The 23,306-nt window shown below is 58.3% G+C and carries 20 protein-coding genes and 3 tRNA genes; 15 read left to right on the forward strand and 8 right to left on the reverse strand.

Annotated features, from left to right (window positions below):
* The first annotated feature begins 43 nt into the window (after nt 1-43).
* From ACT3TP_RS00345 to ACT3TP_RS00355, 3 genes are all read left to right on the forward strand, one after another.
* A tRNA-Met gene (locus ACT3TP_RS00345) sits at nt 44-117 on the forward strand.
* A gap of 578 nt (nt 118-695) precedes the next feature.
* Nucleotides 696-769 (forward strand) — tRNA-Met (locus ACT3TP_RS00350).
* A 641-nt stretch (nt 770-1,410) separates the two neighbouring features.
* A tRNA-Met gene (locus ACT3TP_RS00355) sits at nt 1,411-1,484 on the forward strand.
* 133 nt (nt 1,485-1,617) lie between these two features.
* On the opposite strand, the gene ACT3TP_RS00360 is transcribed toward ACT3TP_RS00355, so the two are convergent.
* The gene (locus ACT3TP_RS00360; RefSeq protein WP_444618729.1) at nt 1,618-2,349 is read right to left on the reverse strand and encodes a PspA/IM30 family protein; all 732 of its coding nucleotides are present in this window, start codon (nt 2,347-2,349) and stop codon (nt 1,618-1,620) included.
* A gap of 67 nt (nt 2,350-2,416) precedes the next feature.
* Nucleotides 2,417-4,483: a TPM domain-containing protein gene (locus ACT3TP_RS00365; protein WP_444618731.1), complete on the reverse strand. Its 2,067-nt coding sequence runs from the start codon at nt 4,481-4,483 to the stop codon at nt 2,417-2,419.
* A 240-nt stretch (nt 4,484-4,723) separates the two neighbouring features.
* On the opposite strand from ACT3TP_RS00365, the gene ACT3TP_RS00370 reads away from it, so the two are divergent.
* Together ACT3TP_RS00370 and ACT3TP_RS00375 are read left to right on the forward strand one after the other, a co-directional pair.
* A complete protein-coding gene (locus tag ACT3TP_RS00370) occupies nt 4,724-6,292 on the forward strand; it encodes a S1C family serine protease (protein ID WP_444618733.1) in 1,569 nt (522 codons plus the stop codon).
* 218 nt (nt 6,293-6,510) lie between these two features.
* The gene (locus ACT3TP_RS00375; RefSeq protein WP_444618735.1) at nt 6,511-7,272 is read left to right on the forward strand and encodes a PIG-L deacetylase family protein; all 762 of its coding nucleotides are present in this window, start codon (nt 6,511-6,513) and stop codon (nt 7,270-7,272) included.
* A gap of 106 nt (nt 7,273-7,378) precedes the next feature.
* Here ACT3TP_RS00375 and ACT3TP_RS00380 read toward each other — a convergent pair whose 3' ends face one another.
* The 3 genes from ACT3TP_RS00380 to ACT3TP_RS00390 all read right to left on the reverse strand — a co-directional run bounded on the left by ACT3TP_RS00380 (nt 7,379) and on the right by ACT3TP_RS00390 (nt 9,456).
* The gene (locus tag ACT3TP_RS00380) at nt 7,379-7,933 is read right to left on the reverse strand and encodes an anti-sigma factor (protein ID WP_444618737.1); all 555 of its coding nucleotides are present in this window, start codon (nt 7,931-7,933) and stop codon (nt 7,379-7,381) included.
* Between the two features lie 122 nt (nt 7,934-8,055).
* Nucleotides 8,056-8,517, reverse strand: coding sequence for a tRNA (cytidine(34)-2'-O)-methyltransferase (locus ACT3TP_RS00385; protein ID WP_444618739.1), 462 nt, complete (start codon nt 8,515-8,517; stop codon nt 8,056-8,058).
* A 39-nt stretch (nt 8,518-8,556) separates the two neighbouring features.
* Nucleotides 8,557-9,456 (reverse strand): J domain-containing protein, encoded by a 900-nt coding sequence (locus ACT3TP_RS00390; RefSeq protein WP_444618741.1) that lies wholly within the window; start codon nt 9,454-9,456, stop codon nt 8,557-8,559.
* Between the two features lie 139 nt (nt 9,457-9,595).
* Between ACT3TP_RS00390 and ACT3TP_RS00395 the strand changes: the two genes are divergently transcribed.
* A complete protein-coding gene (locus ACT3TP_RS00395) occupies nt 9,596-10,519 on the forward strand; it encodes a diacylglycerol/lipid kinase family protein (protein ID WP_444618743.1) in 924 nt (307 codons plus the stop codon).
* On the opposite strand, the gene ACT3TP_RS00400 is transcribed toward ACT3TP_RS00395, so the two are convergent.
* Both ACT3TP_RS00400 and folP read right to left on the reverse strand, forming a co-directional pair.
* Complete coding sequence (locus ACT3TP_RS00400) at nt 10,485-11,222, reverse strand: dihydrofolate reductase family protein (RefSeq protein WP_444618745.1); 738 nt, start codon at nt 11,220-11,222, stop codon at nt 10,485-10,487. The genes ACT3TP_RS00395 and ACT3TP_RS00400 overlap by 35 nt on opposite strands.
* A gap of 10 nt (nt 11,223-11,232) precedes the next feature.
* Entirely contained in the window at nt 11,233-12,159 is a 927-nt protein-coding gene (gene folP, locus ACT3TP_RS00405) for a dihydropteroate synthase (protein ID WP_444618747.1), read from the reverse strand.
* 113 nt (nt 12,160-12,272) lie between these two features.
* On the opposite strand from folP, the gene ACT3TP_RS00410 reads away from it, so the two are divergent.
* Genes ACT3TP_RS00410 through mnmA form a run of 3 tightly spaced genes read left to right on the forward strand, consistent with a single transcriptional unit; the run spans nt 12,273 to nt 15,472 of the window.
* Nucleotides 12,273-13,079: a hypothetical protein gene (locus ACT3TP_RS00410; protein WP_444618749.1), complete on the forward strand. Its 807-nt coding sequence runs from the start codon at nt 12,273-12,275 to the stop codon at nt 13,077-13,079.
* Nucleotides 13,080-13,106: 27 nt separating this feature from the next.
* Nucleotides 13,107-14,342 (forward strand): cysteine desulfurase family protein, encoded by a 1,236-nt coding sequence (locus tag ACT3TP_RS00415; RefSeq protein WP_444618751.1) that lies wholly within the window; start codon nt 13,107-13,109, stop codon nt 14,340-14,342.
* On the forward strand, nt 14,339-15,472 hold the full coding sequence (gene mnmA / locus ACT3TP_RS00420; RefSeq protein ID WP_444618753.1) for a tRNA 2-thiouridine(34) synthase MnmA: 1,134 nt from the start codon (nt 14,339-14,341) through the stop codon (nt 15,470-15,472). The genes ACT3TP_RS00415 and mnmA overlap by 4 nt, the downstream gene beginning before the upstream one ends.
* A 102-nt stretch (nt 15,473-15,574) precedes the next feature.
* Here mnmA and ACT3TP_RS00425 read toward each other — a convergent pair whose 3' ends face one another.
* A complete protein-coding gene (locus ACT3TP_RS00425) occupies nt 15,575-15,943 on the reverse strand; it encodes a hypothetical protein (protein ID WP_444618755.1) in 369 nt (122 codons plus the stop codon).
* A 229-nt stretch (nt 15,944-16,172) separates the two neighbouring features.
* Here ACT3TP_RS00425 and ACT3TP_RS00430 point away from each other — a divergent pair, with 229 nt between their 5' ends.
* The 6 genes from ACT3TP_RS00430 to ACT3TP_RS00455 all read left to right on the forward strand — a co-directional run bounded on the left by ACT3TP_RS00430 (nt 16,173) and on the right by ACT3TP_RS00455 (nt 23,214).
* Nucleotides 16,173-17,807, forward strand: coding sequence for an ABC transporter substrate-binding protein (locus tag ACT3TP_RS00430; RefSeq protein WP_444618757.1), 1,635 nt, complete (start codon nt 16,173-16,175; stop codon nt 17,805-17,807).
* 139 nt (nt 17,808-17,946) lie between these two features.
* Nucleotides 17,947-19,038, forward strand: coding sequence for an ABC transporter permease (locus tag ACT3TP_RS00435; protein ID WP_096286611.1), 1,092 nt, complete (start codon nt 17,947-17,949; stop codon nt 19,036-19,038).
* Between the two features lie 2 nt (nt 19,039-19,040).
* On the forward strand, nt 19,041-20,018 hold the full coding sequence (locus ACT3TP_RS00440; RefSeq protein WP_096286608.1) for an ABC transporter permease: 978 nt from the start codon (nt 19,041-19,043) through the stop codon (nt 20,016-20,018).
* Nucleotides 20,019-20,038: 20 nt separating this feature from the next.
* On the forward strand, nt 20,039-21,700 hold the full coding sequence (locus ACT3TP_RS00445; protein WP_096286606.1) for an ABC transporter ATP-binding protein: 1,662 nt from the start codon (nt 20,039-20,041) through the stop codon (nt 21,698-21,700).
* 97 nt (nt 21,701-21,797) lie between these two features.
* The gene (locus tag ACT3TP_RS00450) at nt 21,798-22,169 is read left to right on the forward strand and encodes a chorismate mutase (RefSeq protein WP_096286604.1); all 372 of its coding nucleotides are present in this window, start codon (nt 21,798-21,800) and stop codon (nt 22,167-22,169) included.
* The gene (locus ACT3TP_RS00455; RefSeq protein ID WP_444618759.1) at nt 22,162-23,214 is read left to right on the forward strand and encodes a hypothetical protein; all 1,053 of its coding nucleotides are present in this window, start codon (nt 22,162-22,164) and stop codon (nt 23,212-23,214) included. The genes ACT3TP_RS00450 and ACT3TP_RS00455 overlap by 8 nt, the downstream gene beginning before the upstream one ends.
* The last annotated feature ends 92 nt before the right edge of the window (nt 23,215-23,306 follow it).

Consider the following 23,306-nt stretch of genomic DNA (forward strand, 5'->3'; position numbering starts at 1 on the left):
GATTTGCATTTCGCTCCGCGATGATGAAGAATAGTCTAGTCATCGCGGGGTGGAGCAGTTCGGTAGCTCGCCGGGCTCATAACCCGGAGGTCATAGGTTCAAATCCTATCCCCGCCACTTATGGGACAAGTCGAGAATGATTCGGCGATGACCAAGCGAAATCCCCCAGTCTGCGGACTGGGGGATTTTGCTTTTCAGCGGCTTAAATAAGGATCGTCTTGTAAACGCTTCGTACGCGCCCGAATGATGAATTTGAGTAGCCGGGCGCCCAGCGAGGCTAAGCGGGGTTCGGCGCCATGCTCACTGCCGCACAGCGGTGCGGTGACGCAGTATGCACGCGACTAAGGTAGCACCTCTGATAGGCCGCACTGGCCCTTGGCGGTTCGTGGCCACATCGATTCGGTTCATTGGTTGAAGTTGAGCCCTAGGGCAGGTAGGAATCCAGATGCTAGCTGTGCCACGCTATAGGCCTTCGACTTCAACGGATTGACTCTCCGAAGCGACCAGTCGGCAACAACGTTTTCCGTAATGTGCCTATTGCACGACCAAATGCGGTTCGGACGATCAGCGGTAACTACGAGCAAGAAGCAGAAGCTTTTAGTGCAACCTCCCGGACGTAGATTCGCCTTGTGACTAAGGACATGTCAGCTCAATTAGGCATGAGGTTTATGAGTTGGTAATGTTGTATTTACCGACGCGGGGTGGAGCAGTTCGGTAGCTCGCCGGGCTCATAACCCGGAGGTCATAGGTTCAAATCCTATCCCCGCCACAGAGAAAAAGTGGAGATCCGAATGGATCTCCACTTTTGTTTTAAATCATCAACTGGTGATCCTGCGCTATAGCCGGTCGGGTAGTTTCCCCAAGCCGCGGGCACTAGCGGCGCCGCCGCGTTCAGGCCTTCGAGGCGGACATGAGACGGACTTCGAAAGCAACCTGCATGGGGTCCAAAAACCTCGATCTCGCCTGATAGTGGGTTGATTTGTAAGCTCCTACAGAGAATTCCATACCGACGAAGATGGCCCGCGGGCCCTTGGGCCGACTAAGGCCTCACCTGCCGTCGCGACGAGATGAGCTGAGGAAATCAGTTTGGGATAGTGGCTGCTGAGTCGATTGAACTGTTCTGCGTTCTGGGATTATGGGACAGCTGATTGCGGCGGCCAAGTGCGATTCCTTGAAGCCTGCATTCAGCGATAGAAAAGTGCTGGGCTCGGCCACTTGGATTAACCCTCGTTCAATGAATTCCCATTTGGCAGTTGATCCGCCCCAGGACTTCCGCATTCAAATCAATTTTCCAGGCATGGAGACCCCTTTGATTTTCGCCCCTTCGGCCCACGTAGCACCCCTGTGATGCACGACATGCTCTCTCGATTCGCTATACGGTTTACGAGTTGGTAATGTTGTATTTACCGACGCGGGGTGGAGCAGTTCGGTAGCTCGCCGGGCTCATAACCCGGAGGTCATAGGTTCAAATCCTATCCCCGCCACAGAGAAAAAGTGGAGATCCGAATGGATCTCCACTTTTGTTTTAACTCTGTTTTAACTCACGGAACTGAACGAAAAGAAGGGCGCCGGAACGGAAATATTTCTGGCCCGGCGCCCTTTTGCATTCCGGTGAGCTTAGCTCTCCAAGGCTCCGGTCTGGTTGGCCTTCAGAGCCGCAAGGCGAGCCTCAACCTCGGTTTGCTCACCAAGATCCTCCAAGGACTCAAACTGAGCGTCCAGACTGGACGAGGCGAGTTCGGAAGCACCGATCACCTTGGCCTCTTCACGGCGGATCTTTTCCTCGAACCGGCTGATCTCGCTGGTCGGATCCATGAGATTCACGGACTTGACGGCTTCATTGACCTGGTTCTGTGCATGGGCAGCCTTGGAACGCGCGATCAACTCGTCGCGCTTGCTGACAAGCTCAATGCGCTTTTCCTTCATCTGGTTCAAGCCGGTCTTGAGCTTCTCAACGGTTTCACGCTGCGAGTTGATGGTCGGGTTAGCGGATTTCATCTCGCTTTCGGACTGCATCTGACGCTGGATCGCTACCTTGGCCAAATTATCAAATTTGGCGGCGTTGGTTGAGTCGGCAACTGCGCGGAATTCATCAGCCTTATTGGAAGCGGCGAGTGCTTTGGTGCCCCACTCACTGACCGCCTGTTCGTCTTCGCGGTAGTCATCTTCCAGCATGCGCAGGTTACCAATGGTCTGCGCCACAGCCTGTTCGGCTTCGGCAATGTTGTCGGTGTAATCGCGGACCATCTGGTCCATCATCTTCTCAGGATCTTCGGCTGAATCCAGAATGGCGTTGATGTTTGCTTTTGCCAGCTGGGCAACGCGTCCGAAAAGTGACTGCTTGGTCATGGTTTGACCTTTCTATACGAAATAGTTCTACTGAAATTTGAGTACTACTTGGGAAAACCGCGTAACTCTAGAAACTACCGCCGGCTCCGCCGCCGAATCCTCCACCACCTCCGCCGCCGAATCCGCCGCCGAATCCTCCGCCACCGCCGCCAAAACCGCCGAAGCCGCCGCCGCCGAAGAATCCGCCGTCACCACCGTGATTGCCTCCGCCACGGTTTCCGCCGCCGAGGATCGAATCGATCAAGATGCCGCCGAGAACGGCGCCACCGATCCCGTCAAACATGCCGCCACGACCACGGTTTCCGCCGCCGAAGCCGCCCATACCACCGTCGCCGCCGAATCCGTTGACATCCTGCTCAGCCATGCGTGCTGCCTGGTCTGCAAGCTGCACCGCCCGCTGCGCGGCAGCCACCGCCTCGGTGGGGCTCTGTGCCGCTTGGCTTAGTGCCTGGTCATAAGAGCGCTGCGCTTCGGCCAGACGAGTACGGGCCGAAGAACGCACGCCACCACGGCGGGCACGAATGTAATCTTCCGTGCCCTGAATGCGCGATGCCGCCGTATTCAACAGCGACTGAAGCTGATCTCGCGCCACGCGATCCTGCTCGGCCCGGTCGCGTAGCGTGCCCAAGGCGGTGGCTAGCGGTTTAGTCGATTCGTCGAGGGCCGAGATCAAGGCCAATGGGTTGTGCTTGCCACCGCGCAATGCCTGCTGGATGTTGCCTAGGGTACTCTCCACCCCGGCGATGGGACCTGCAAGATTCGGTTGAGTGCCGTTGGCAACGAGCGCCTTGGCCTGCGCCAGATCCCGGGCGGCCATGGCGACAGCTGATTCTAAATCAGCATCGGCTTGACGGAGCGAGGCGGCCGATTTGGTGATAGCTTCGAGGAGCACTTCGGCTTGGTCATGAGCCTCTTCAGCATTCTGGATGAGAAGTGCTGCGCCGGAGCGATCTGTTTCGAGCTTCTCGCGCGCTTGCTTCAGCACTGAGGCTGCGAAAGTTAGTCGTTCCGAAGCTTGCTCAGCGTTATCGGTAATCTGCGAGACGGCGCTTTCATCGTATTTCGAAGTCAGTCCCTCGAGTTCGGACACCCGCTGAGAAAGCCGCTGGGCTAGCGGTTCCTTTTCTGCAGCAACCTCATTGATTCGGGACTCTGCGTTCTGTTCCAACTGGCGAAGATTTTTGAATTCGGCGGCGTGCTCTTGCAAGGTGTCATTGACTTGGCCGCAACGATTGATAATTTCACCGAGCCATGAACGTTGCTCTTCTTCGGTGTCGGGGATGTGATCATCGAGCTGTTGCTGCAGTCGGAAGGACTCAACCAGATGGGTCTTGGCCTCGATGAGGTCCGTAGAAAAGACCTTGATGGCATCTGGGCCGTACTGAGCTTCAGCGAAACCGAGTTCTTGCTCAGAAGATCGAATGGAATCGTCTGCCGCGACCAGCAACTGGTCAGCCTGCAAACGTAGCTTTTCCAGCGACTCAAGCTGCTGGGGCTGATGACCGTTGAGATTGCCGTGGTTCTGCGGAAGCTGGTTGATCTTCTTCTTGCTGCGCCGCGATAGCATCACGTAGGCGCCCACTGCCACGCCGCCAACAAGCAACAGAACCCAGAAGATGCCGCCACCGGAGCCGGACGAGCCGCTAGCGCTTCCACCCTCGGTTACATTTGAGATGCCTTCAATTGCTCCTTCGGCGGCTCCTGCCCAATCTAGTTGGCCGAGAGTCGGAGAGATATGTTCTGCATAGATGTCTTGAGCCGAGGCATTCAGCGGTCCATTTTGATGGCCGGCAAACCGCGCTTGCCGCTGATCGGTGGCAACGACCAGAATGGCATCCGAGCTACCCATATTTTTCGTGCTCGCAACTTCTTGCATCCACTGGCTAGGATCCGAGGGATTGGTAAATTCATCGACGTAGACAACAAAGAGACTGATTCCAGTCTCGTCTCGAAGCTCTTTAATGTCGTTTTCGAGATTGCTTTCATCGCCACCGAGCACCTGCGCGTTGTCGACAACGAAGTCGCCAGGTGGAATGGTGACAGGGGGCTCTGCAAAAGCTGGTGCAGACGCTCCCAGCGATAATGCCGCCACCGTTAATGCTGCAGCAGTGACTCGCCGCGCTTTGGAAATCATTGTCGTCCTCACCTGAATTACCGAATCGAACTAATAATTTGACCACTCGTCCGACCACGTTTACCTGCGACTACTTTCACAGCTCAATTTGATTCTATTTGCACGGCAACACAGCGTCCATGCTATTCAGCTGCCAGAATAGTTAACTCACAGCTTGCGCAAAGTCATCCCTCGCAACTGCCACAGTTCGACCCTGAATAATAAGACTCAAGAGATCCGATATTCGAAAGAGGCATGAAGATGAGCCAGACACCGGATGAACCACGAAACAATAAAACGGGTGAACCAGAACAGCCGAAAGATATCGCCCAGACTCCGGGCCATGCTGAGGAACCTCGCGTGAATATTCCGGAACCCCGGTCGTCGTCGGATGCCGGCGAGACACGTAGCTATGACCGGGTATGCCCCGCGTCTAGCAAGGAGGAGCAGCCGACCGACGTCTATTCACGTGCCCAGTACTCCACCGAGGAGCAGCCGGAAACAGGGATCTACGGTCAAGGATCCACCGAGCACACTGCGCAGCCCGGACAATCCTATGCAGCCGGAGCATACGGCCATTCCGGACAGCAACATGAGAACTACCCGGTTCCGCCAGAGCGCGCACCGAAAAAGAAGTTCGCAGGCAGCACGCTGATCGCCGGCATGGTGGCTGCGGCACTTATCGGTGGCGTCACCGCGGCGGGCACCACCTACTTCATGGCCGGCGGGAATGATTTGGGCGGTTCCTCGGTGCAGACTCCACAAAATGGTGTGGTGATCAACAATCCGAACTCCGTCACAGAGGTTACTGCGGCGGCAGCGAAAGCTTCGCCTAGCGTGGTCACCATCGAAGCTTCCGGTAGTGGCTCAAGCGGTTCGGGTTCCGGAATTATTCTGGATACCGAAGGCCATATATTGACCAACACCCACGTGGTCACGCTGGGAGGAGAAACCGGCGACCCAACGCTTACCGTTCGCTTGAGCGATGGCAAGGTGCATCAGGCCACGCTCGTTGGCACCGATCCGCTCTCAGATCTTGCAGTCATCAAGGTTGATGCGCCGAACCTCGTGCCTGCGACCCTGGGGAAATCCTCCGAGCTAAACGTTGGCGACACCGCGGTAGCAATCGGTGCGCCTCTTGGTCTGAGCGGAACCGTCACCGACGGCATTGTCTCCACGCTTAACCGCACCATTTCGGTGGCATCTTCCGCAGTGCCGGAACAAAATGCGCAGCAAGAGGGCGAAGATGGCGGCGGAAGCCAGTTCAACTTCCAATTCCCAGGCATGCCCGAAGGGCAGGACCAGTCCAGGCAAGGCTCGATCTACATCAACGTGATGCAAACCGACGCAGCGATTAACCATGGCAACTCCGGCGGCGCGCTGGTAAACAACAAGGGCGAAATTATTGGCGTGAACGTCGCCATTGCTTCTGGCGGGGCCGGTGGTGAAGATTCCGGTTCGATTGGTGTAGGGTTCGCGATTCCTGTGGATTACGCACAGCGTATCGCTCAGGAACTGATCGCCAATGGCAAGGCCACCCATGGTCTGCTGGGCGCGACGGTACAAGCGCAGGGCGCTTCGACTGGTTCGAACGCTTCGCAGTTCAGCGTTGGTGCAGCGATCCGGGAGATCTCACCGAATTCGGCGGCCGAGGAAGCCGGTTTGAAATCCGGAGACATCATCACTGGCGTCAACGGACGAGCAATCCAGGATTCCCAGACCTTGACTGCCGCAATTCGAGAGGTGCCAGCTGGCGGCCAAGCCGAGATCACCTACACCCGGAATGGTGCCGAAAACAAAGTATCAGCGACGGTTGGGTCTCTGGAATAGGACGAATAGATGCAAGCAAAGTGACGTACCGCAGGATTCTGCGGTACGTCACTTTTGATTTGGGCCCAAAATCGAGGTACGCCGAGGATCTCGATACGATAGAGATCAACACTCCAGCCCGCGGTCAATGACCAATTTTCGGTCCGAAAACCAGAGGGCCACGAGACGCCTTGCCAATACCCTGCCCCGGCAGCCACAGAGATTTGACGATGCCAAGCATGATTGATCCGAACAACTTCATTAACTCAGCTACCCAGCGGGTGCTGGCTTTTGCAGCGCACCCTGACGATTTAGATTTCGGCGCAGCCGGAACCGTAGCCGCAATGACTTCCGCGGGGGTAGAGGTGCAGTACTGCATTATGACCGATGGCGACGCTGGCGGTTTTGACGACCGTGACCCTGCTGAGACGGTTCGCTTGCGCCACGAAGAGCAACGAGTTGCGGCAGCCCGAGTTGGTGTCAGCACCGTGCACTTCATGGGAGAGCGCGATGGATATCTGGAACCAAGCCACGATGTCATGCGTCAGGTGGTTCGACTGATCCGTCAGGTGCGCCCGCAAATAGTTATGGCCATGCACACGGAACGCAACTGGGACCGCATCCAGCGTTCGCACCCGGACCATCTTGCCTGCGGCGAAGCGGTAACCCGTGCTATCTACCCTGCAGTCGAAAACCCGTTCGCCTATCCTGAGCTGCTCGCGGAAGAAGGACTGGAGGCCTACAAGCTACCTTGGCTATGGTTATATGGGGCCCCCAAGGAACGCGAAAACGGTTTTGTGAACATCACCGAGTTCTTTGGGCAGAAGATGGATGCCTTGCGAGCCCATTTCACCCAGCACCCCGACGTCGAGGCGATGGAGAAATTTGTACTCGAGCAGTGCCGAGCGAATGGCGTACGCGCGAACATGCCTTCCGACGAGCTAGCGGAAGGTTTCCACCTGGTGGCCGTGAACGCCGATGACACGATCGCAGGATTCTGACTTAATTACGGGTTAAAGCAATTCGGTGCGGTTCCCCTTTTGGGGAACCGCACCGAATACGTCTGATGAATGCTAGTTTATCGACTGAGAACTCATCGCTAGCTGGTTAAGCTGCGGGTTCTTCCGATTGGCCTAGCGGCAGGTCCACCGAGGCCTCGGTGTCTTCCGACGGTGAAGCGGGTATCTCTGAACCTTCCACGGTGATATGTACCGCGAGAACATCGTCGATGGGTGAGAGCCCGCCCTTGGCGTCTTCTCCCGAGGTCTTGCTCACTACGCTGATGCCGCCTTCTTCATGCACGGCCCAAACAACGTACTGTTCAGAATCATCAAGTGGTGGCAGAGCGGTCAGTTCAACGCCTAGCGCATTCTCCTGCTTGGAAGTACTGATGGTCGCCTGACCGCCGCTATTGAGTTCAACAACCTCTGTGAGCACATCATCGGCCTTTGCGGCTTTAGAAGATTTCGTTTCGCTATTGAGCAAGGAAAACGTCACGAGGGCCAAGACGACCACGATTACCAAACCAATCACTGCGAAGATCCAGCGTTTTGGCCGTGCGCTCCGTTCCGCACGAGAGCTGTGGGCCACTTGACTGACTAGGTCCAGACCCAGATTTTCGTCCTGAGGCTCGTCGCGGTGCTGCGAAGGGCTACCGTTCATTGTTTTGGAATCTCCCGAGAAGTCGTCGGTTTTGTCGGATGCACGCCTGCGCGAACATACTCAAAAGCTTACTTTATAAAGATTGGGTAAAGCTGTGTACTTGGCCCAATTGGGCTGGTACTTTAGGCTCCGGCGAACCCATTTTGCCGCCAAGCCTCAAAGGCGACGACGGAAGCGGCATTGGCAAGGTTCAGCGATCGGCGTCCCGGCAACATCGGCAGACGGACCAGATCGGTCACCCGTTCGTGGGATTTATCTGCGGCACTAAGGCCCACCGATTCCTTGCCGAACATGAGAATGTCACCTGGGACATAGTCCAGCTCGGTATACAGCGTGTCGCCTTCGGAACTGAACGCAAAAACACGCCCCTCGCCTAGCGAAGCGAGGGCTTCGTCCAGGTTTTCGTGAACGGTGACCACCGCTAGATCGTGGTAGTCCAATCCCGCACGACGCAGGTTGGCGTCCTCAAAGTTGAAGCCCAAGGGCTTCACCAAATGAAGTTCGGCACCGGTGATTGCGGCTAGGCGGATGGCATTCCCGGAGTTGCCGGGAATTTCGGGAGCATTGAAAAGAATACGGAACACATCTAACAGTTTAAGCACTCGGAGCAGTAAAACTGGTAATCAGTACATTCCGCCTAAGACTCGGGCCAGTACCGAACGGTCAACAATGTTCGGGGAGGGGCCTGATCCGAGGAAAAGTTTCAGTTCGCGGATGAGCCCTGCCGCATTGAGCACGTTGGGCGTAGAGGCCAGCGTCGGATCGGCTCTGCGGTGATATTCGATGACCGGCTCATGGGGATTGCCCTGGCTGGAAAGGACCAACGTAAAGGCAACGACGTTCATCTGCATAAATGCGCGTTGCATCCCGGTGATGTTCAAGGCCGGGGGCTGAGTCATTTTATTTCCATGACGCAATACGTTCCCATCAAATGCGTAGTAGCCCTCGGGAAGCGTCATCGTGTTGACGATCGCCATACGATACCCGGCGGTCAGCACATGGTCGTAGTGTCCGCCGCCGGGTGCTTGCAAACCGTTGACCAGCCGGGCCGCAGGCAGCACATTGAGCACGTTTTTGCTGAGCATGCTGATCGTCTGTGCTTCTCGGGTAAGCCTGGAACGGGAATTGAACAGCCCGCGCTTTCGTGGCTCACCATGGCTTCGTTGAACCGAGTGGGCCCGATCCAGCAAATTAAAGGAGTCGTCATCGAGACGAGGGACGTATTCGGTAGCTAACTGGGCCTTGGGCTGTTGCGGTGAGGTGCGCAGCTTTTCATCGTACTGGCGGGCGGAAGCTCCGGCGCGTGGTGCTTGACCGGGGGACTGGAATGACCGATCAAAGCTTGAACGGCTTCGATCATCCGACAGTGTCTGAAATGCCTGTTGGACGTCTTTGAACTCATCAGCGCTGCCACCGAGGTCAGGGTGCGACGCGCGAGCAGCCTTCCGATAAGCAACCTTGATCTCTTCGAAAGTTGCCGTCCGGGGCACGCCAAGAATTTCGTAGGGACTTGGCGAACTCATGATACGGACGAATCCTCTCGGTTAAGGCAATTTCCCACGGCTGGTGCCGCGCGGTTCTGTGCCAATTAGAACATTTTACCTTCCATGATTGGGAGTTGGCTTTTCAAACCCGAGCGTTTGCTGGGTATTCTCTATCTTTATGGTGCCATCCGTGAAATATCAGCACATTCGCATAGTCTTCCATCCGAGCTCAGGCAGGGGATTGGCGATGCGACGTGTCGAAGAGCTGGAAGCTCGGCTCAAGGCGCACGGGCTTCACGCAGAGCGATTGAACACCGCGCATCTCCATGGGCGGGAATTCGGAGAAGCCTTGGCAGCAGCCGATGCCGTAGTAGTCATCGGCGGCGATGGATTAATACACCACGCCATCCAGGATCTTGCAGGGAAGAACATACCGATGGGGATCATTCCGGCAGGCAGCGGCAACGACACCTGGCGAATGTACGGCGCCCGATCGGTGGAGGAAACGATCCAGCAGGTGGTTCTCTTTCTGGCCGGAGGGGCAGCAGGGACCCCGATCGATTTGCTCCAGCTGCGATTTGCCAATGATCTGCCACGAACTACGCTTGCCGTGGGTGCGGTGTCGTGGGGAATTGAGGGACGTGTTAACGGACGAGCCAATGGTTTGCCACGTCGCTTAGGCGCGCTGCGCTATATTCTCGGACTGCTGCTGTGCATCCCCGAACTTCGCGCGTACCCCACCGAAATTCAGGCGCAAGGGCTTGACTACAAGGGGTCGGTCTTTGCAGCAAGTATTACGAATATCAAGTCGCTCGGCGGTGGGATTAAGCTTTTCCCGCAGGCAGACTACGCAGATGGATTCGCCGATATCGTGCTGGTGAAGGGCCCGCGATTGCTACCGGTGCTGCCTTTTATAGGACATATTCTGCGCGGAAAAACTCACCGGCACCAATTGTCCAGCCGGAGCACACGCGTAGCTGTGCGAACCAGGCAGGAAAGTTATGCGGATGGGGAACTTATTGGCCAGGGTGATTTTGAGCTGACCGTGCTCCACGGGGCGCTGAGCCTTATTCCAGGCGCCGATAATCGCAAAAAAGCATAGATTCTTCCTCGAACAGCGAATGGATTTTCATCGCTCGGGCCGCCTGCCGTGGACCATGCGCTATGCGCTGCCCAGACCCCGCCAACAGCATCGGCGAATAGCTCACGCACATCGAGTCGAGACAATCGGCGGCGATGAATTGGCCAAGCAAATGCGGGCCGCCCTCGGCATGAATGAAACCCAGCCCTCTGGATAGCAGCTCGGCAACGATTTCCTGCGGGTCGCAACCCCGATCTGCCTCGGCAACCTCAACCAATTCGACATGCGAAGCGAAGCGATTGCGGTGTTCCTCGGTGAGCTGAACGCTGGTGAAGACCAGCACCGGGACGGGGCTTAGCGTGAACACCTCGTCATCGGGCTCCAGATGAAGCCCGTGAGAAACGATCGCCAGGACCGGTTGCGCGGACAAGCCCCGGGCCTCACGCCAGGAAATGTCCTCATCGCCGATCAGCGCCCCCGCGTATCCTTCGGCGCGGACGGTGCCGGCACCGACCAGGATGACGTCTGCCAAGCGTCGCAACAAACCAAAGATCCGCCGATCGCCTGCGCTTCCCAACCCGCCGGACAGCCCATCGCGCTGGGCGCTGCCGTCAATACTTGAAACGAAGTTGAAACGCACAAAGGGGCGTTGCGACGCGGCGTAGCGCGCCAAGAGGTAGGTATCGTCAACTTCGGGTTTGTTGCTGGGTAGTAGTTCACGCATGGCTCGGTTCCTATCGGCTGGCTTCACGTTCTGGATGAGCTGGGGGATTGACTTCGCCCATGTTGTGGATCTGGTAGGCGGGGTCCCGCCACCCCTGTGCCGCTTCGATCAGCCGGACGGTTTGCACGGATTCGGCGATATTGTGCATCCGGATGATCCGCGCCCCTCCCAGCACGCACATGGTGGCCGCCACCATGGAACCGATGAGCCGCTCGGGTTTGGGCAGGTCCAAGGTTTCACCGATGAAATCCTTATTGGATACCGCCGCGAGGGCCGGGTATCCCAATGCGGCGATGGCCTCAAAATTCGCGGTCAGATCCAGAGTATGCCGGGTGTTCTTATTCAGGTCGTGTCCCGGATCAATGATGATCTTTGACGCGTGGATTCCTGAGTCCAGTGCCAGCTCGACCTTTTGCGCCAGATAGTCGCGCACTTCGGCAACCACATCCTGGTACTGCGGGCGGGGGTAGATGGTGCGTGGTTTCGCCAACGAATGAGTCAGCACCAGATGCACATTATTCCGGGCGACAACTTGAGCCATCTCGGGGTAGGCCAGCCCGGTGGTGTCGTTGATGACATCCGCTCCGGCATTGATCGCGGCTTGGGCAACTTCCGGGAGGAACGTGTCGGCGGAAATCACCACATCACTTTGCTTGCGTACCGCCTCGATCACCGGAACCACACGAGCCGCTTCTTCCTCCCAGGGGAGCTCCGGTCCAGGCGAAAACGGTACGCCGCCGATATCAATCCAGTCCGCGCCGGCCTGCACCGCACGCATCGCCGAGGAGACGGCGTCGTCTAATCCGAAAGTGGACCCGGCATCGTAGAAAGAATCCGGGGTGCGGTTGATCACTGCCATCACCGCGATGGTCCGCGAGAAATCTATGCTCCGACGCGAAAAGTGGTGCATCGGAACCTGCAACTCGGGTAAAAACATCGACCTGGTCTCCCTTGATTCGCGGTCGTGCCGCTGCACATTGCTTTGTTCATTCATATCACCCGCTCGCGAGCTGATGCGGGATATGTCTGGATGCTGGTTAGGCTTGTACTATGCAGTTTTCCCATGTCTCAGCCACCCAGGGCCAATGGATCATTGATTCCTGTGCCACCGCCGACCCGCTGACGGTAGTCGCGCAAGTGCCCGTGGGTTACGAACGCTACGCGCGGATCTTGCATCCGGCCTATGACGAGTTTGACCAGCCGGTGAAGTGGGGGACCGTGGCTAGCAGCCGCGACCATATCCTCACCGCAGCAGATCTCTTCGAAACTGTCGCCGGCTGGGATGCCCAGGGCAACCCGGCAGCCGAGGATGCCTGGGAAGAAACCGACCTGCCGGTAGACGAGTTGCCTGTAGAGCAGTGGCAGGCGCTGGTGAAGCAGCTCCGCGCGGCAACTGAGCAGGAAAAGTTCGTGGTCGGTCTTTGGGGAGGCTATGCCTTCATTGAAGGCGGCGAACGCATCCAGATCGAGAACGAACCCGATCCGAAGCTCAGCGACGAAGAAAACCAGGCCGCTCACGCCGCTGCGCTCGCCGAGGCACAACGTCCTGCCTTCGCCCCGGAGGTGCTCACGACGCCGGCGCTGGAATTAGGCGGAGGCTACCGAAACTACCGGCTCTTCGAAGTGGATGGCGAATTTCTGGCTCAGCCGCTTTGGGCGACGACGGTCGAAGGTCCGCAGCGTCAACGCCCGGCCTTGGCTTTTCCCGAAGACCGCAGCTGGTTGCTGTCTACCGAACCTTATGATGACTGCACGCTAATCGGTGGCTCGGCCGAGCTTATCGAGGCCATTTTGCGCGATCCGATGCTGGAAGCCATTGAAGTCGGGCAATTCACACGTATTGGCCATTCAAACTAGGCAGGGAAAGCTCGTACCATTAAGACGATGACTAATTCCGCCGTATACCTCGATCACGCGGCAACGACCGACCTCAATCCGGCGGCGTTGTCGGCCATGACCGAGCAATTCGCTAGCACCGGCAACCCCTCCTCGTTGCACGGTGCCGGTCGCCGCGCCAACCGCGTGGTCGACGAAGCACGCACGAAGATCGCCGGGGTGGCAGCGGCTCATCCAACCGAAGTGATCTTTACCTCCGGCGGAACCGAATCCGATAACTTGGCGCTCAAGGGCCTGTTCTGGAATCGGACAGAGAAGAACCCGGAAGCTCGCAGCATTTTGGTGGCTGGAATTGAACACCATGCGGTGCTGGACACCGTGGCCTGGCTCGAAACCCACGAAAACGCAACGCTTCTATGGATGCCGGTCGACGCCGACGGCGTGCTGGATCTGCAGGCGGCCGAAGAGCTCATCGAGGCGAACCATGAGCGGATCGCGTTGGGCACCCTCATGTGGGCCAACAACGAGGTGGGCACCATTGAGCCGATTGCCGCTTTCGTGGCCCTGGCCGCTAAGTACCAGATCCCGGTGCATTCGGACGCGGTACAGGCCTTCGGCACCGTATCTACTGATTTTGCGGCGAGCGGTCTGGCAACCATGGCCATCAGCGCCCATAAGCTAGGCGGCCCGGTAGGGATCGGTGGCTTGCTGGTACGCCGCGACATTGTCCTGATGCCCGTCCAGCACGGTGGTGGACATGAACGCAAACTCCGCTCTGGCACCTTGAATGCGGCGGCGGCGGCAGGGTTTGCGGCGGCGGCAACCGCAGTCCATGCCAATTTGGATGCCGAGAGCAAACGGCTCAGCGAACTTCGCGACTATGCGGTGCAGCAGATCGCGCAAAGCATCCCCGAAGCGATGCTCAACGGTCCACGCGATGCGCTGAATGAGGGCGCGCGGCTACCGGGAAACCTGCATTTCACCTTCCCAGAATGCGAGGGGGACTCCTTATTGTTCCTCTTGGACATGTTTGGGATTGCTTCCTCCACCGGTTCTGCCTGTACCGCGGGCGTGCCGCAACCCTCGCACGTATTGGTGTCCATGGGCAGGGATGCGCGGAGCGCACGAAGTGTGCAACGCTTCACGTTGGGGCATACATCCACGCGTGAAGACGTTGACATACTTTTAGAGGCGCTGCCCGAAGCCTATCAACGGGCAAAGAAGGCCGGCATGGCGGCAGACGAAAGCAGCATTCACACAGCAGGGACGGGTTTTACACGATGAAGGTACTAGCAGCGATGTCCGGCGGCGTCGATTCGGCAGTCGCCGCAGCACGTGCGGTTGAAGCCGGGCACGACGTAGTCGGAGTCCACCTGGCGCTCTCTCGCATGCCCGGGACCCTGCGCACCGGTTCGCGCGGCTGTTGCACGGTGGAGGACTCCAACGACGCATGGCGCGCCTGCGACAAACTGGGCATCCCATACTACGTCTGGGACTTCTCCGATCGGTTTGCCGAGGACGTGGTCCAGGACTTTGTCGATGAATATGAGGCCGGACGCACCCCCAACCCGTGCATGCGCTGCAACGAAAAGATCAAATTCGCCGCATTGCTGGAGAAAGCTTTGGCGCTGGGCTTCGACGCGGTCTGCACCGGCCACTACGCCAAGGTATTGCGCGACGAAACGGGCAATCCGGAATTGCACCGCGCGGCGGACTGGGCCAAGGATCAGTCCTACGTGCTCGGCGTGCTCACCCACCAGCAGCTGGAGCACTGCATGTTCCCGCTGGCGGAGACCCCGTCCAAGGCCGAGGTGCGCGCCGAGGCGGAAGCTCGCGGGCTCACCGTGGCCAATAAGCCAGATAGCTATGACATCTGCTTCATTCCCGATGGGGATACGCGTGGCTGGCTCGCCGAGCGTATCGAAATGAAGCCGGGCGACATCGTCGATCAAGACGGAAATCAGCTCGGCGAGCACGAGGGTGCGCAGGCATTCACCGTGGGCCAACGCAAGGGCCTGCGCTTGGGGCGCCCCGCATCCGACGGAAAGCCGCGCTTCGTTCTGGAAATCCGCCCGAAGGAGAACAAAGTGATCGTCGGGCCCGAGGCTTTGCTTGCAGTCGATGAGCTGCGCGGCATCCGGATATCCTGGGCCGGAGTGCCGATTCCGGAGGTGCTCACCGGCGAAGAATTCGATTGCATGGTGCAGGTTCGGGCACATGGTGATCCGGTGACCGCCAAGGCGCGCATGGAGCGTGCCGACGGGTCCGAGGTTTTGGTCGTTCAGCTTCCCGAGGGGATGCGAGGTGTCGCACCGGGCCAGACCATGGTGGTTTACCAAGAAACCCGTGTACTGGGCCAGGCTACGATCGATTCGGCCCGGTCTTCAGCATGGGACCCGGCTTCGGTGCTCTAGCGTTCCCAAAGCACCTCTCGGCGTCTACAAAAATTAGATAGGTCGGCCCGAGAATCCACAAGGATTCTCGGGCCGACCTATCTAATTTTGAGTTTCCGTCGGCTATTCGTTGCCTTCGTCGACAATGCCGAACATGCGTGCGGAAATGTCTTGGTATTCCACCCGGGTCTGTCCCGTCTCCAGTTTCGGAAGCTGGGCGGGGGAATGGATGGCGCAGTGCACGAAGTCGAAGTTCGGCCACCACTTCTTGGGGCGTTCGTATTCGTCTTGTCCGCACACGATACAGGTCAGGTGGACCCAAACCGGGCGGCTGCCGGCTTTACGATTGGCCCGCGACTGGACCAGCCAGGCCGGCGGGTTTGCATTGAGCTCGGCAAATTCTTTTTCGCTCATTCGCGAAGGGACGCCATGGCGCTTGGCCATTTCCATGGGAATATCCAACGCAATAGCTGCGTCTCTACGTGTCATCATCGTCTCCAAGCCTAGAGTACGGGGGCATTCTTAGGTATATGTCATTGCTCTCGCGGCATTAGAAAGCTTCCAATGGCGAAGTCCAGATCACTGGGGAATGCGGCATGGGTCTCACTTTCTGCGCCGAAACCGGAGAATTCATTCGCCTTTCGTGAGCTCCATCACTTAGGCTGTATGAAGCATGTGCTAACTATCACTCCGCATGTTCTACGACAGAGAAGGATTGCTCATGGCCAGCAAAAAGAACGGTATGCGACTCGCAGCTGCCGTTATCGGTATTTCCGCCATCGCGCTGACCGGTTGTACCGGTCCGTCATCAAATGACTCGGGCGGCGACGGATCCGGTGAAGCCAGCAGTGCCCCCATCACCTTGGGCACAACCGATAAAGTAACGTCGCTTGACCCAGCGGCCTCTTACGACAATGGCTCGTTTATGGTCATGAACCAGATCTACCCGTTTGTGCTGAACTCGGAACCGGGCAGCCCAGACCCATCCAACGACTTGGCCGAGTCGGCCGAGTACACCAGCCCTACCGAATTCACCGTTAAGTTGAAGCCGGGATTGAAGTGGGCCAACGGAAATGATCTCGATTCGAAGGATGTAAAGTTCTCCTTCGACCGCCAACTGGAGATCGCGGACCCCAACGGCCCATCATCACTGTTGGGAAACATGGAATCGGTTGAAGCTCCGGACGCCACCACCGTGGTCTTCAAGCTCAAGGTTGCCGAGGACCAGACCTTCCCGCAGGTGCTCACCTCGCCAGTTGGCCCCATCGTCGACGACGAGGTCTTCCCGGCCGACAAGGTTCTCGATGACCAGGAGATCGTGGATGCCAAAGCCTTTGGCGGCCAGTACATCATCGATTCCTACAACAAGAACAACCTGATCTCCTTCACGGAAAATGAAGCCTACCAGGGTGTGCTCGGTGCGCCGGCCAACTCGAAGGCAGCGATCAAGTACTACGCGGATGCCAACAACCTCAAGCTCGAGGTGCAGCAGAACAAGATTGACGTTGCCTGGCGCTCGCTGACCCCAACGGACATCGAAGACCTGGGCAACGAAGAGAGCCTCAGCGTCCACAAGGGCCCGGGTGGCGAACTTCGCTACGTCGTCTTCAACTTCGACTCGATGCCGTACGGTGCAAAGACCGACGACGCCGATAAGGCCAAGTCCCTGGCGGTACGCCAGGCAGCCGCGCATCTGGTAGACCGCCAGGCGATCGCCACAAACGTCTACAAGGACACCTTCACTCCTGCATATTCGTATGTTCCACAGGGATTCACCGGAGCTATCGAACCGCTGAAGGATATGTACGGCACCGATGGCAAGCCAGATGCTGCCAAGGCCAAGAAGGCCCTGGAAGACGCTGGTGTGGAGACCCCGGTGAAGCTCGCGCTGCAGTACAACCCTGATCACTACGGACCGAACTCGGGTGACGAGTACGCGCTGGTGGAAAAGCAGCTCGAAGCCGATGGCCTGTTCGACGTTGACTTGAAGTCGACCGAGTGGGTTACCTACCAGAAGCAGCGCGTCACCGACTATCCCGCCTACCAGCTGGGCTGGTTCCCGGACTACTCGGACGCCGACAACTACCTGTCCCCGTTCTTCGCCACCGAGAACTTCCTGTCGAACGGCTACGAGAACGCGGAGGTCGATTCGCTGATCTCCGAGCAGCGCGGCCAGTCCGATGTTGCAGAGCGTACCGCCTCGATCGAGGAGCTGCAGCGAATGGTCGCCGAAGACCTGTCCACCTTGCCACTCTTGCAAGGCTCGCAGGTTGCCGTGGCCGGTAAGGACGTTCAGGGTGTCGAAAAGACCCTGGACGCATCATTCAAGTTCCGCCTCGGTGTGCTGAGCAAGTAATCTCGGCGGCACCGTAAGTACACCGAAGACCAGGGGATCTACCTCAAGTGCAGAACTTCGTGCACCACAGGTAGATCCCCTTGGCATGTCCATTTCGGACCATGCGCCAAAATTCTGATCCTGATACTAAGGACAAAAGATGACAATCACGTCGCAAACGGGCGAAACTCACAGCCCGGCACCTGCGCGCAAGCCAGCGAAGCAGCAGGGCGGAGGATTCCTCCGCTATCTGATTACCCGCTTCCTGCTGATCATTCCCACCGTTTTCATCCTCATCACGGTGGTCTTCTTCCTCATGCGCGTAACCGGTGACCCGATTACCGCTGCCATGGGTGGACGTCTAACTCCAGACCAATTGGCCATACGAATTCATGAGGCCGGCTATGACCGCCCGGTCCTCATCCAGTACATCGAATACCTAGGCCAGGTGTTCACCGGAAATCTCGGACGCACCATGAGCGATAACCGTGCGGTCACCGAGGTCTTGGTGACCTATGGTGCAGCTACCCTAGAACTTGCGGTTAACGCGGTACTCGTCGCGTTGCTTGTGGGCATCCCCTTGGGCCTGGTCGCAGCGAAATTCCGTGACCGTTACCCGGATGCGGTCCTGCGCATCCTGGCAATCCTCTCCTATGCAACCCCGGTCTTCTTCGCCGGCCTGCTGCTCAAGCTGATCTTCGGGGTATGGCTGGATTGGCTCCCGATCAGTGGCCGTGCCGATTGGCAGACCGAACTTGCGCTGACCGGGCTGCAAAACCCTTCGGGCATTTATTGGCTGGATGCCCTGCGCAGCGGCAACCTGAACGCCTTCGGCGACGTAGCCGCCCACGCGGTGCTCCCGGCCTTGGCCTTGGGCCTGCTGACCGGTGGGGTGTTCTTGCGTCTGGTGCGCACCAACGCGATTGGCACACTGGGACGAGAATATGTTGAAGCCGGACGTTCACGCGGCGTCAGCGAATTCCGCCTGGTTACCAAGCACGCCTACCGCCCGGCATTGATTCCCATCATCACCGTGATGGGATTGCAGATCGCCATGCTGCTCGGTGGCGCGGTGCTCACCGAAACCACCTTCGAGTGGGCCGGGCTCGGCTTCAAGCTGGCCGAGTACCTCACCGCCCGAGACTTCGTCGCGGTACAGGGCATTGTGGTGGTGCTGGCCATTATCGTGGCGGTCACCAACTTCATTGTTGACGTCCTTGCGGCCCTGATCGACCCGAGAGTCAGGTACTAATCATGAGCATCCCTTCGATTGCCTCGGCCCGGAAGTCCTGGTTCGCCCGGCTTCCGGTCGTTTCACACCTGCGCATGTCCTCTGGCCTCCAGCGCGGCATGCTGATCGCCGGCCTTGCACTTTCGGCGCTGTTCATTATCTCGGCCCTCTTCGCGCCGTTGATTGCTCCCTTTGATTTCGCCCAATCAGCAGATACGTCCGGCGACTTCCCGCGCCAGGCGGCTCCCGATGACAAGTTCATTTGGGGGACCACCGTCACCGGCTACGATGTCTTCTCCCGCACCATGTACGGTGCGCGAACTGCGATTTGGGTGATTATCGCTGCGGTGCTGATGTCGCTGTTCGTCGGCGTGCTGTTGGGCCTGATCTCCGGTTACCTCGGTGGCTGGTTTGACCGCATCATGGTGGTGCTCGCCGACGCGATCTACGCATTCCCGTCGCTGCTGCTGGCCATCGTGATGTCCATCGTCATCTCACAGGGTCAATCGAGCCTCTGGGGCGGGATCATGGCGGCGGCGATATCGATTACCGTGGTCTTCATCCCGCAATACTTCCGCGTGGTGCGCGCCGAGGTGATGCGCCTGAAAGCCGAACCTTTCGTAGAATCGGCGCAGGTGATCGGCGCCAGTCCGTGGCGCGTGATGACCACGCACCTATTGCGCAACTCGACGCGCACCTTGCCGTTGATCTTCACCCTGAACGCCACCGAGGCGCTGTTGACTCTTGCCGGCCTGGGCTTCCTCGGATTTGGCATCGAACCGACCGCCGCGTCCGAATGGGGCTTCGACCTGAACCGAGCGATGTCCGACGCGACCAGTGGCATCTGGTGGACCGGGCTGTTCCCCGGTCTTGCCATCGTGCTCACGGTCATGGGCTTGACTCTGGTTGGCGAATCGATGAATGACCTCAACGATCCACGGCTGCGTCGCTTCAGCCGCAAGAAGGCACAACGCATCACGCAGGCAGGAGTCGCACGGTGAGTAATAATCTGGAAACTGACATGAACGCCCCAGACGATGTGTTGCGCATCGAGAACCTGAACGTCGACTTTGTCACGGATGCCGGGGCCGTCCCTGCGGTCCGCGGCGTGGATTTGTCGGTCAAGCCAGGGGAGATCCTGGCCATCGTCGGCGAATCCGGATCGGGCAAGTCGGTGACCGCACGTACCGCCTTGGGGATCCTGGCAGAAAATGGTGCCTCGCATGGTGCTGTCTACCTGAAGGGCCAGAATATGCTGACCCTCCAGGGGGCCGCCTTGCGGGCGGCTCGCGGACGAGACGTTTCGATGATCTTTCAGGAGCCATCCACCGCACTGAATCCGGTGTACACCGTTGGCTGGCAAATCATGGAGGGCATCCGCGCGCATACCAAGTTGTCGAAAAAGGAAGCCAAGGCGCGCACCGTCGAGGCGATGCGCCAGGTAGGCATTCCGGATCCGGAACAACGCGTGGATTACTATCCGCACCAGTTCTCCGGCGGGCAGAAGCAGCGAGTGGTGATCGCCGCGGCGCTGGCGCTGGAACCCGAGTTGATCGTGGCCGATGAGCCGACCACCGCGCTGGATGTCACGGTGCAGGCCGAAATCCTGGCTCTGCTGCGGAACCTGCGCGATGAGCTGGGGACCGCAATTGTGATCATCACCCACAATATGGGCGTGGTGGCGGACATCGCGGACCGGGTCATAGTGATGAACCAAGGACAGATTGTCGAACAAGCGACTTCGCGTGAGCTGTTCGAGAACCCGCAGGACCAGTACACCAGAACGCTGCTGGCGGCCGTACCGCATCTGGGACGCAATTCGGCCTCTGCCGGCCTGGAAGAACGGCCCCACGCCCAAGCTGAAGTGCTCGTGGAGGCCAAGGGGCTGCGGGTGCATTTCCCCGGACGTCTCGGAGCTCCTGGATTCACCGCGGTGGACGGAGTGGATCTGAAGATTCACGCCGGTGAGGTTTATGGGCTGGTGGGCGAGTCGGGTTCTGGAAAAACAACCATCGGGCGCAGCATCGCCGGGCTCAATAGGATCACCGATGGTTCGCTGCAGGTGCTCGGCTATGAAATGGCGCAGTTCAAGGAACGCAGCTTCAAGCCGCTGCGCAAGCAGATCGGTTTTGTGTTCCAGGATCCCGCGGCGAGCTTCAACCCGCATCTGACCGTGGGGGAGTGCGTGGCCGAACCGCTGAACGTGCACCGAGAGCTGAACCCCTCACAGACAAGGTCAAAGGTCGCTGCGCTCTTGGAATCCGTGCAGCTGCCCGGCGGCTTTGCCGATCGCTACCCGCATGAGCTCTCTGGCGGCCAACGTCAGCGAGCTTCCTTGGCGCGGGCCTTGGCGCTGGAACCCAAGCTGCTGATCGCCGATGAGCCCACCAGCGCGCTGGACGTGTCGGTGCAGGCGAAGGTACTGGAACTATTCCGTGAATTGCAGGCGGAACTCGGATTCGCCGCCTTGTTCGTCTCCCACGACCTCGCAGTGGTTGACCTGTTGGCTTCTTGGGTGGGCGTCTTGTTCCGGGGGTCGTTGATCGAGGAGGGGCTAGGCTCCAAGGTGCTTTCCGCGCCGCAAAATGCCTACACCCAGCGTTTGATCGCCTCGCTGCCGGTTCCGGATCCTCGCGAACAAGCCGTGCGACGAAAGATCATTGAAGAATTGAACGGCGCCTAGCCTGGATTCCGGATTTTGCCCCGACATCCTTTTTCAGGTTGTCGGGGCAACGTCACTTAATGGGAAATACACGAGATGACCACGTAAACTAAACATCATGAGCGAGCCGAACACTACTGCCCCCATCGAGGAATTCGACCCGCATGCAAGTTCTCTGCCAGGGGAAGTTGAGCAAGAAGTCCTCGACGAGCTGTACGCCATCCGTGGAAGCATCGATAACTTCGATGCCCAGCTGGTCTATCTGCTTGCCGAACGTTTTAAGGCCACGCAACGCGTGGGTCTGCTCAAAGCACGTCATGACCTGCCGCCCAGCGACCTCAATCGTGAAAAGGCGCAGATTCAGCGCTTGCGCACATTGGCCCACGAGGCACACCTTGATCCGGAGTTTGCCGAGAAGTTTTTGAACTTCATCATCTCCGAGGTCATTCGCCACCACCAGAACATTTCGGACGCGCATAAAAATGACTGAAGCAAGTGACGATTTCGCCCGTTCGGATGTCTTCGTCACCTCGTTCTGCCAATTCCCCGGTCAAGATCCGTTGGAGATTCACAAGGTTATCCGCGGGGAACTAGGCGAGCCGAATCTGGCGGTTTTCCCGCAATTAGTGGACCGCGGTATGGGTTCCGATTCTCTGGGTCGAAGCGCCAGCATGGTCAGCGACCTCGGCTTTGACCTGCAACCGCATGGTTGGCGCATCGGGGTCACCGATGGGATTGATGCCCGTCGGGCGCGGAGCTTGTTGCGCAGCGACGAAAACCTCTTGGCTGATGTCATTGGCGCAGAGAAGACACCGGCGACGCGACTGAAGATTTCGACCCTTGGCCCGTGGTCATTGGCAGCCGGGCTCTACCTGCAACACGGCGAACGGGTTCTGATTGATCACGGGGCACGCCGTGATGTCTTGGAAGCTTATGCCGACGGGGTGAAGCAGCAGCTCCTGCGGATGCGCGGGAGCACCACCATTCGAAGATTTACGGTGCAGCTCGATGAGCCGCAGCTGCCCGCTGTGCTCGACGGCGCCTTGCCCACCGCCAGTGGATATCGCACCTTGCGCTCCATTCCGCGACAGGAGGTGCGCGAGGTTTACGCCCGGTTCGTGCAGACGCTTGCCGAGGTCGAAGGCACGCAAATAGTCGTTAATCTGCCTAGCTCTGATGAGTTGTGGATCAAACGCGTGGACATCCTGCATCAGGCCGGTGTGCATGGGTATGTGATCGATCCGGCGCGAATGGATCACCGCTCATGGGAGCGCGTCGCAGCTTTGGTAGAAACTGGGGCGCAGATTTACCTTCAGCTACTTGAACCGGGCAAACGTGCCCCGGGAGTTGTCGACGGAGTGAACAAAGTGCTACGGCCCTGGCGGCAGCTTGGCTTGCCGTTGACGCAGTTAGGCCAGCTAACTCTGATGCCTGCAGGCACGTTTGCCAACGCGAGTGCAAATCAGGTGGTTGAATGCCTGCAACATTTAACCGGTTATGCCCAAGCCTTGGAGCAAACGCGGGTTGACGCGTAGCGGAATACTTGATTTGTGCGGTCACAGCATGAAAATGAGGGTGTGTCATGTATCTTAGGAAGAGTGGGGAAAGTAAAAGTACCCGTATAGGC

The organism is Glutamicibacter sp. AOP38-B1-38, assembly GCF_052377485.1.
Lineage (GTDB): Bacteria > Actinomycetota > Actinomycetes > Actinomycetales > Micrococcaceae > Glutamicibacter.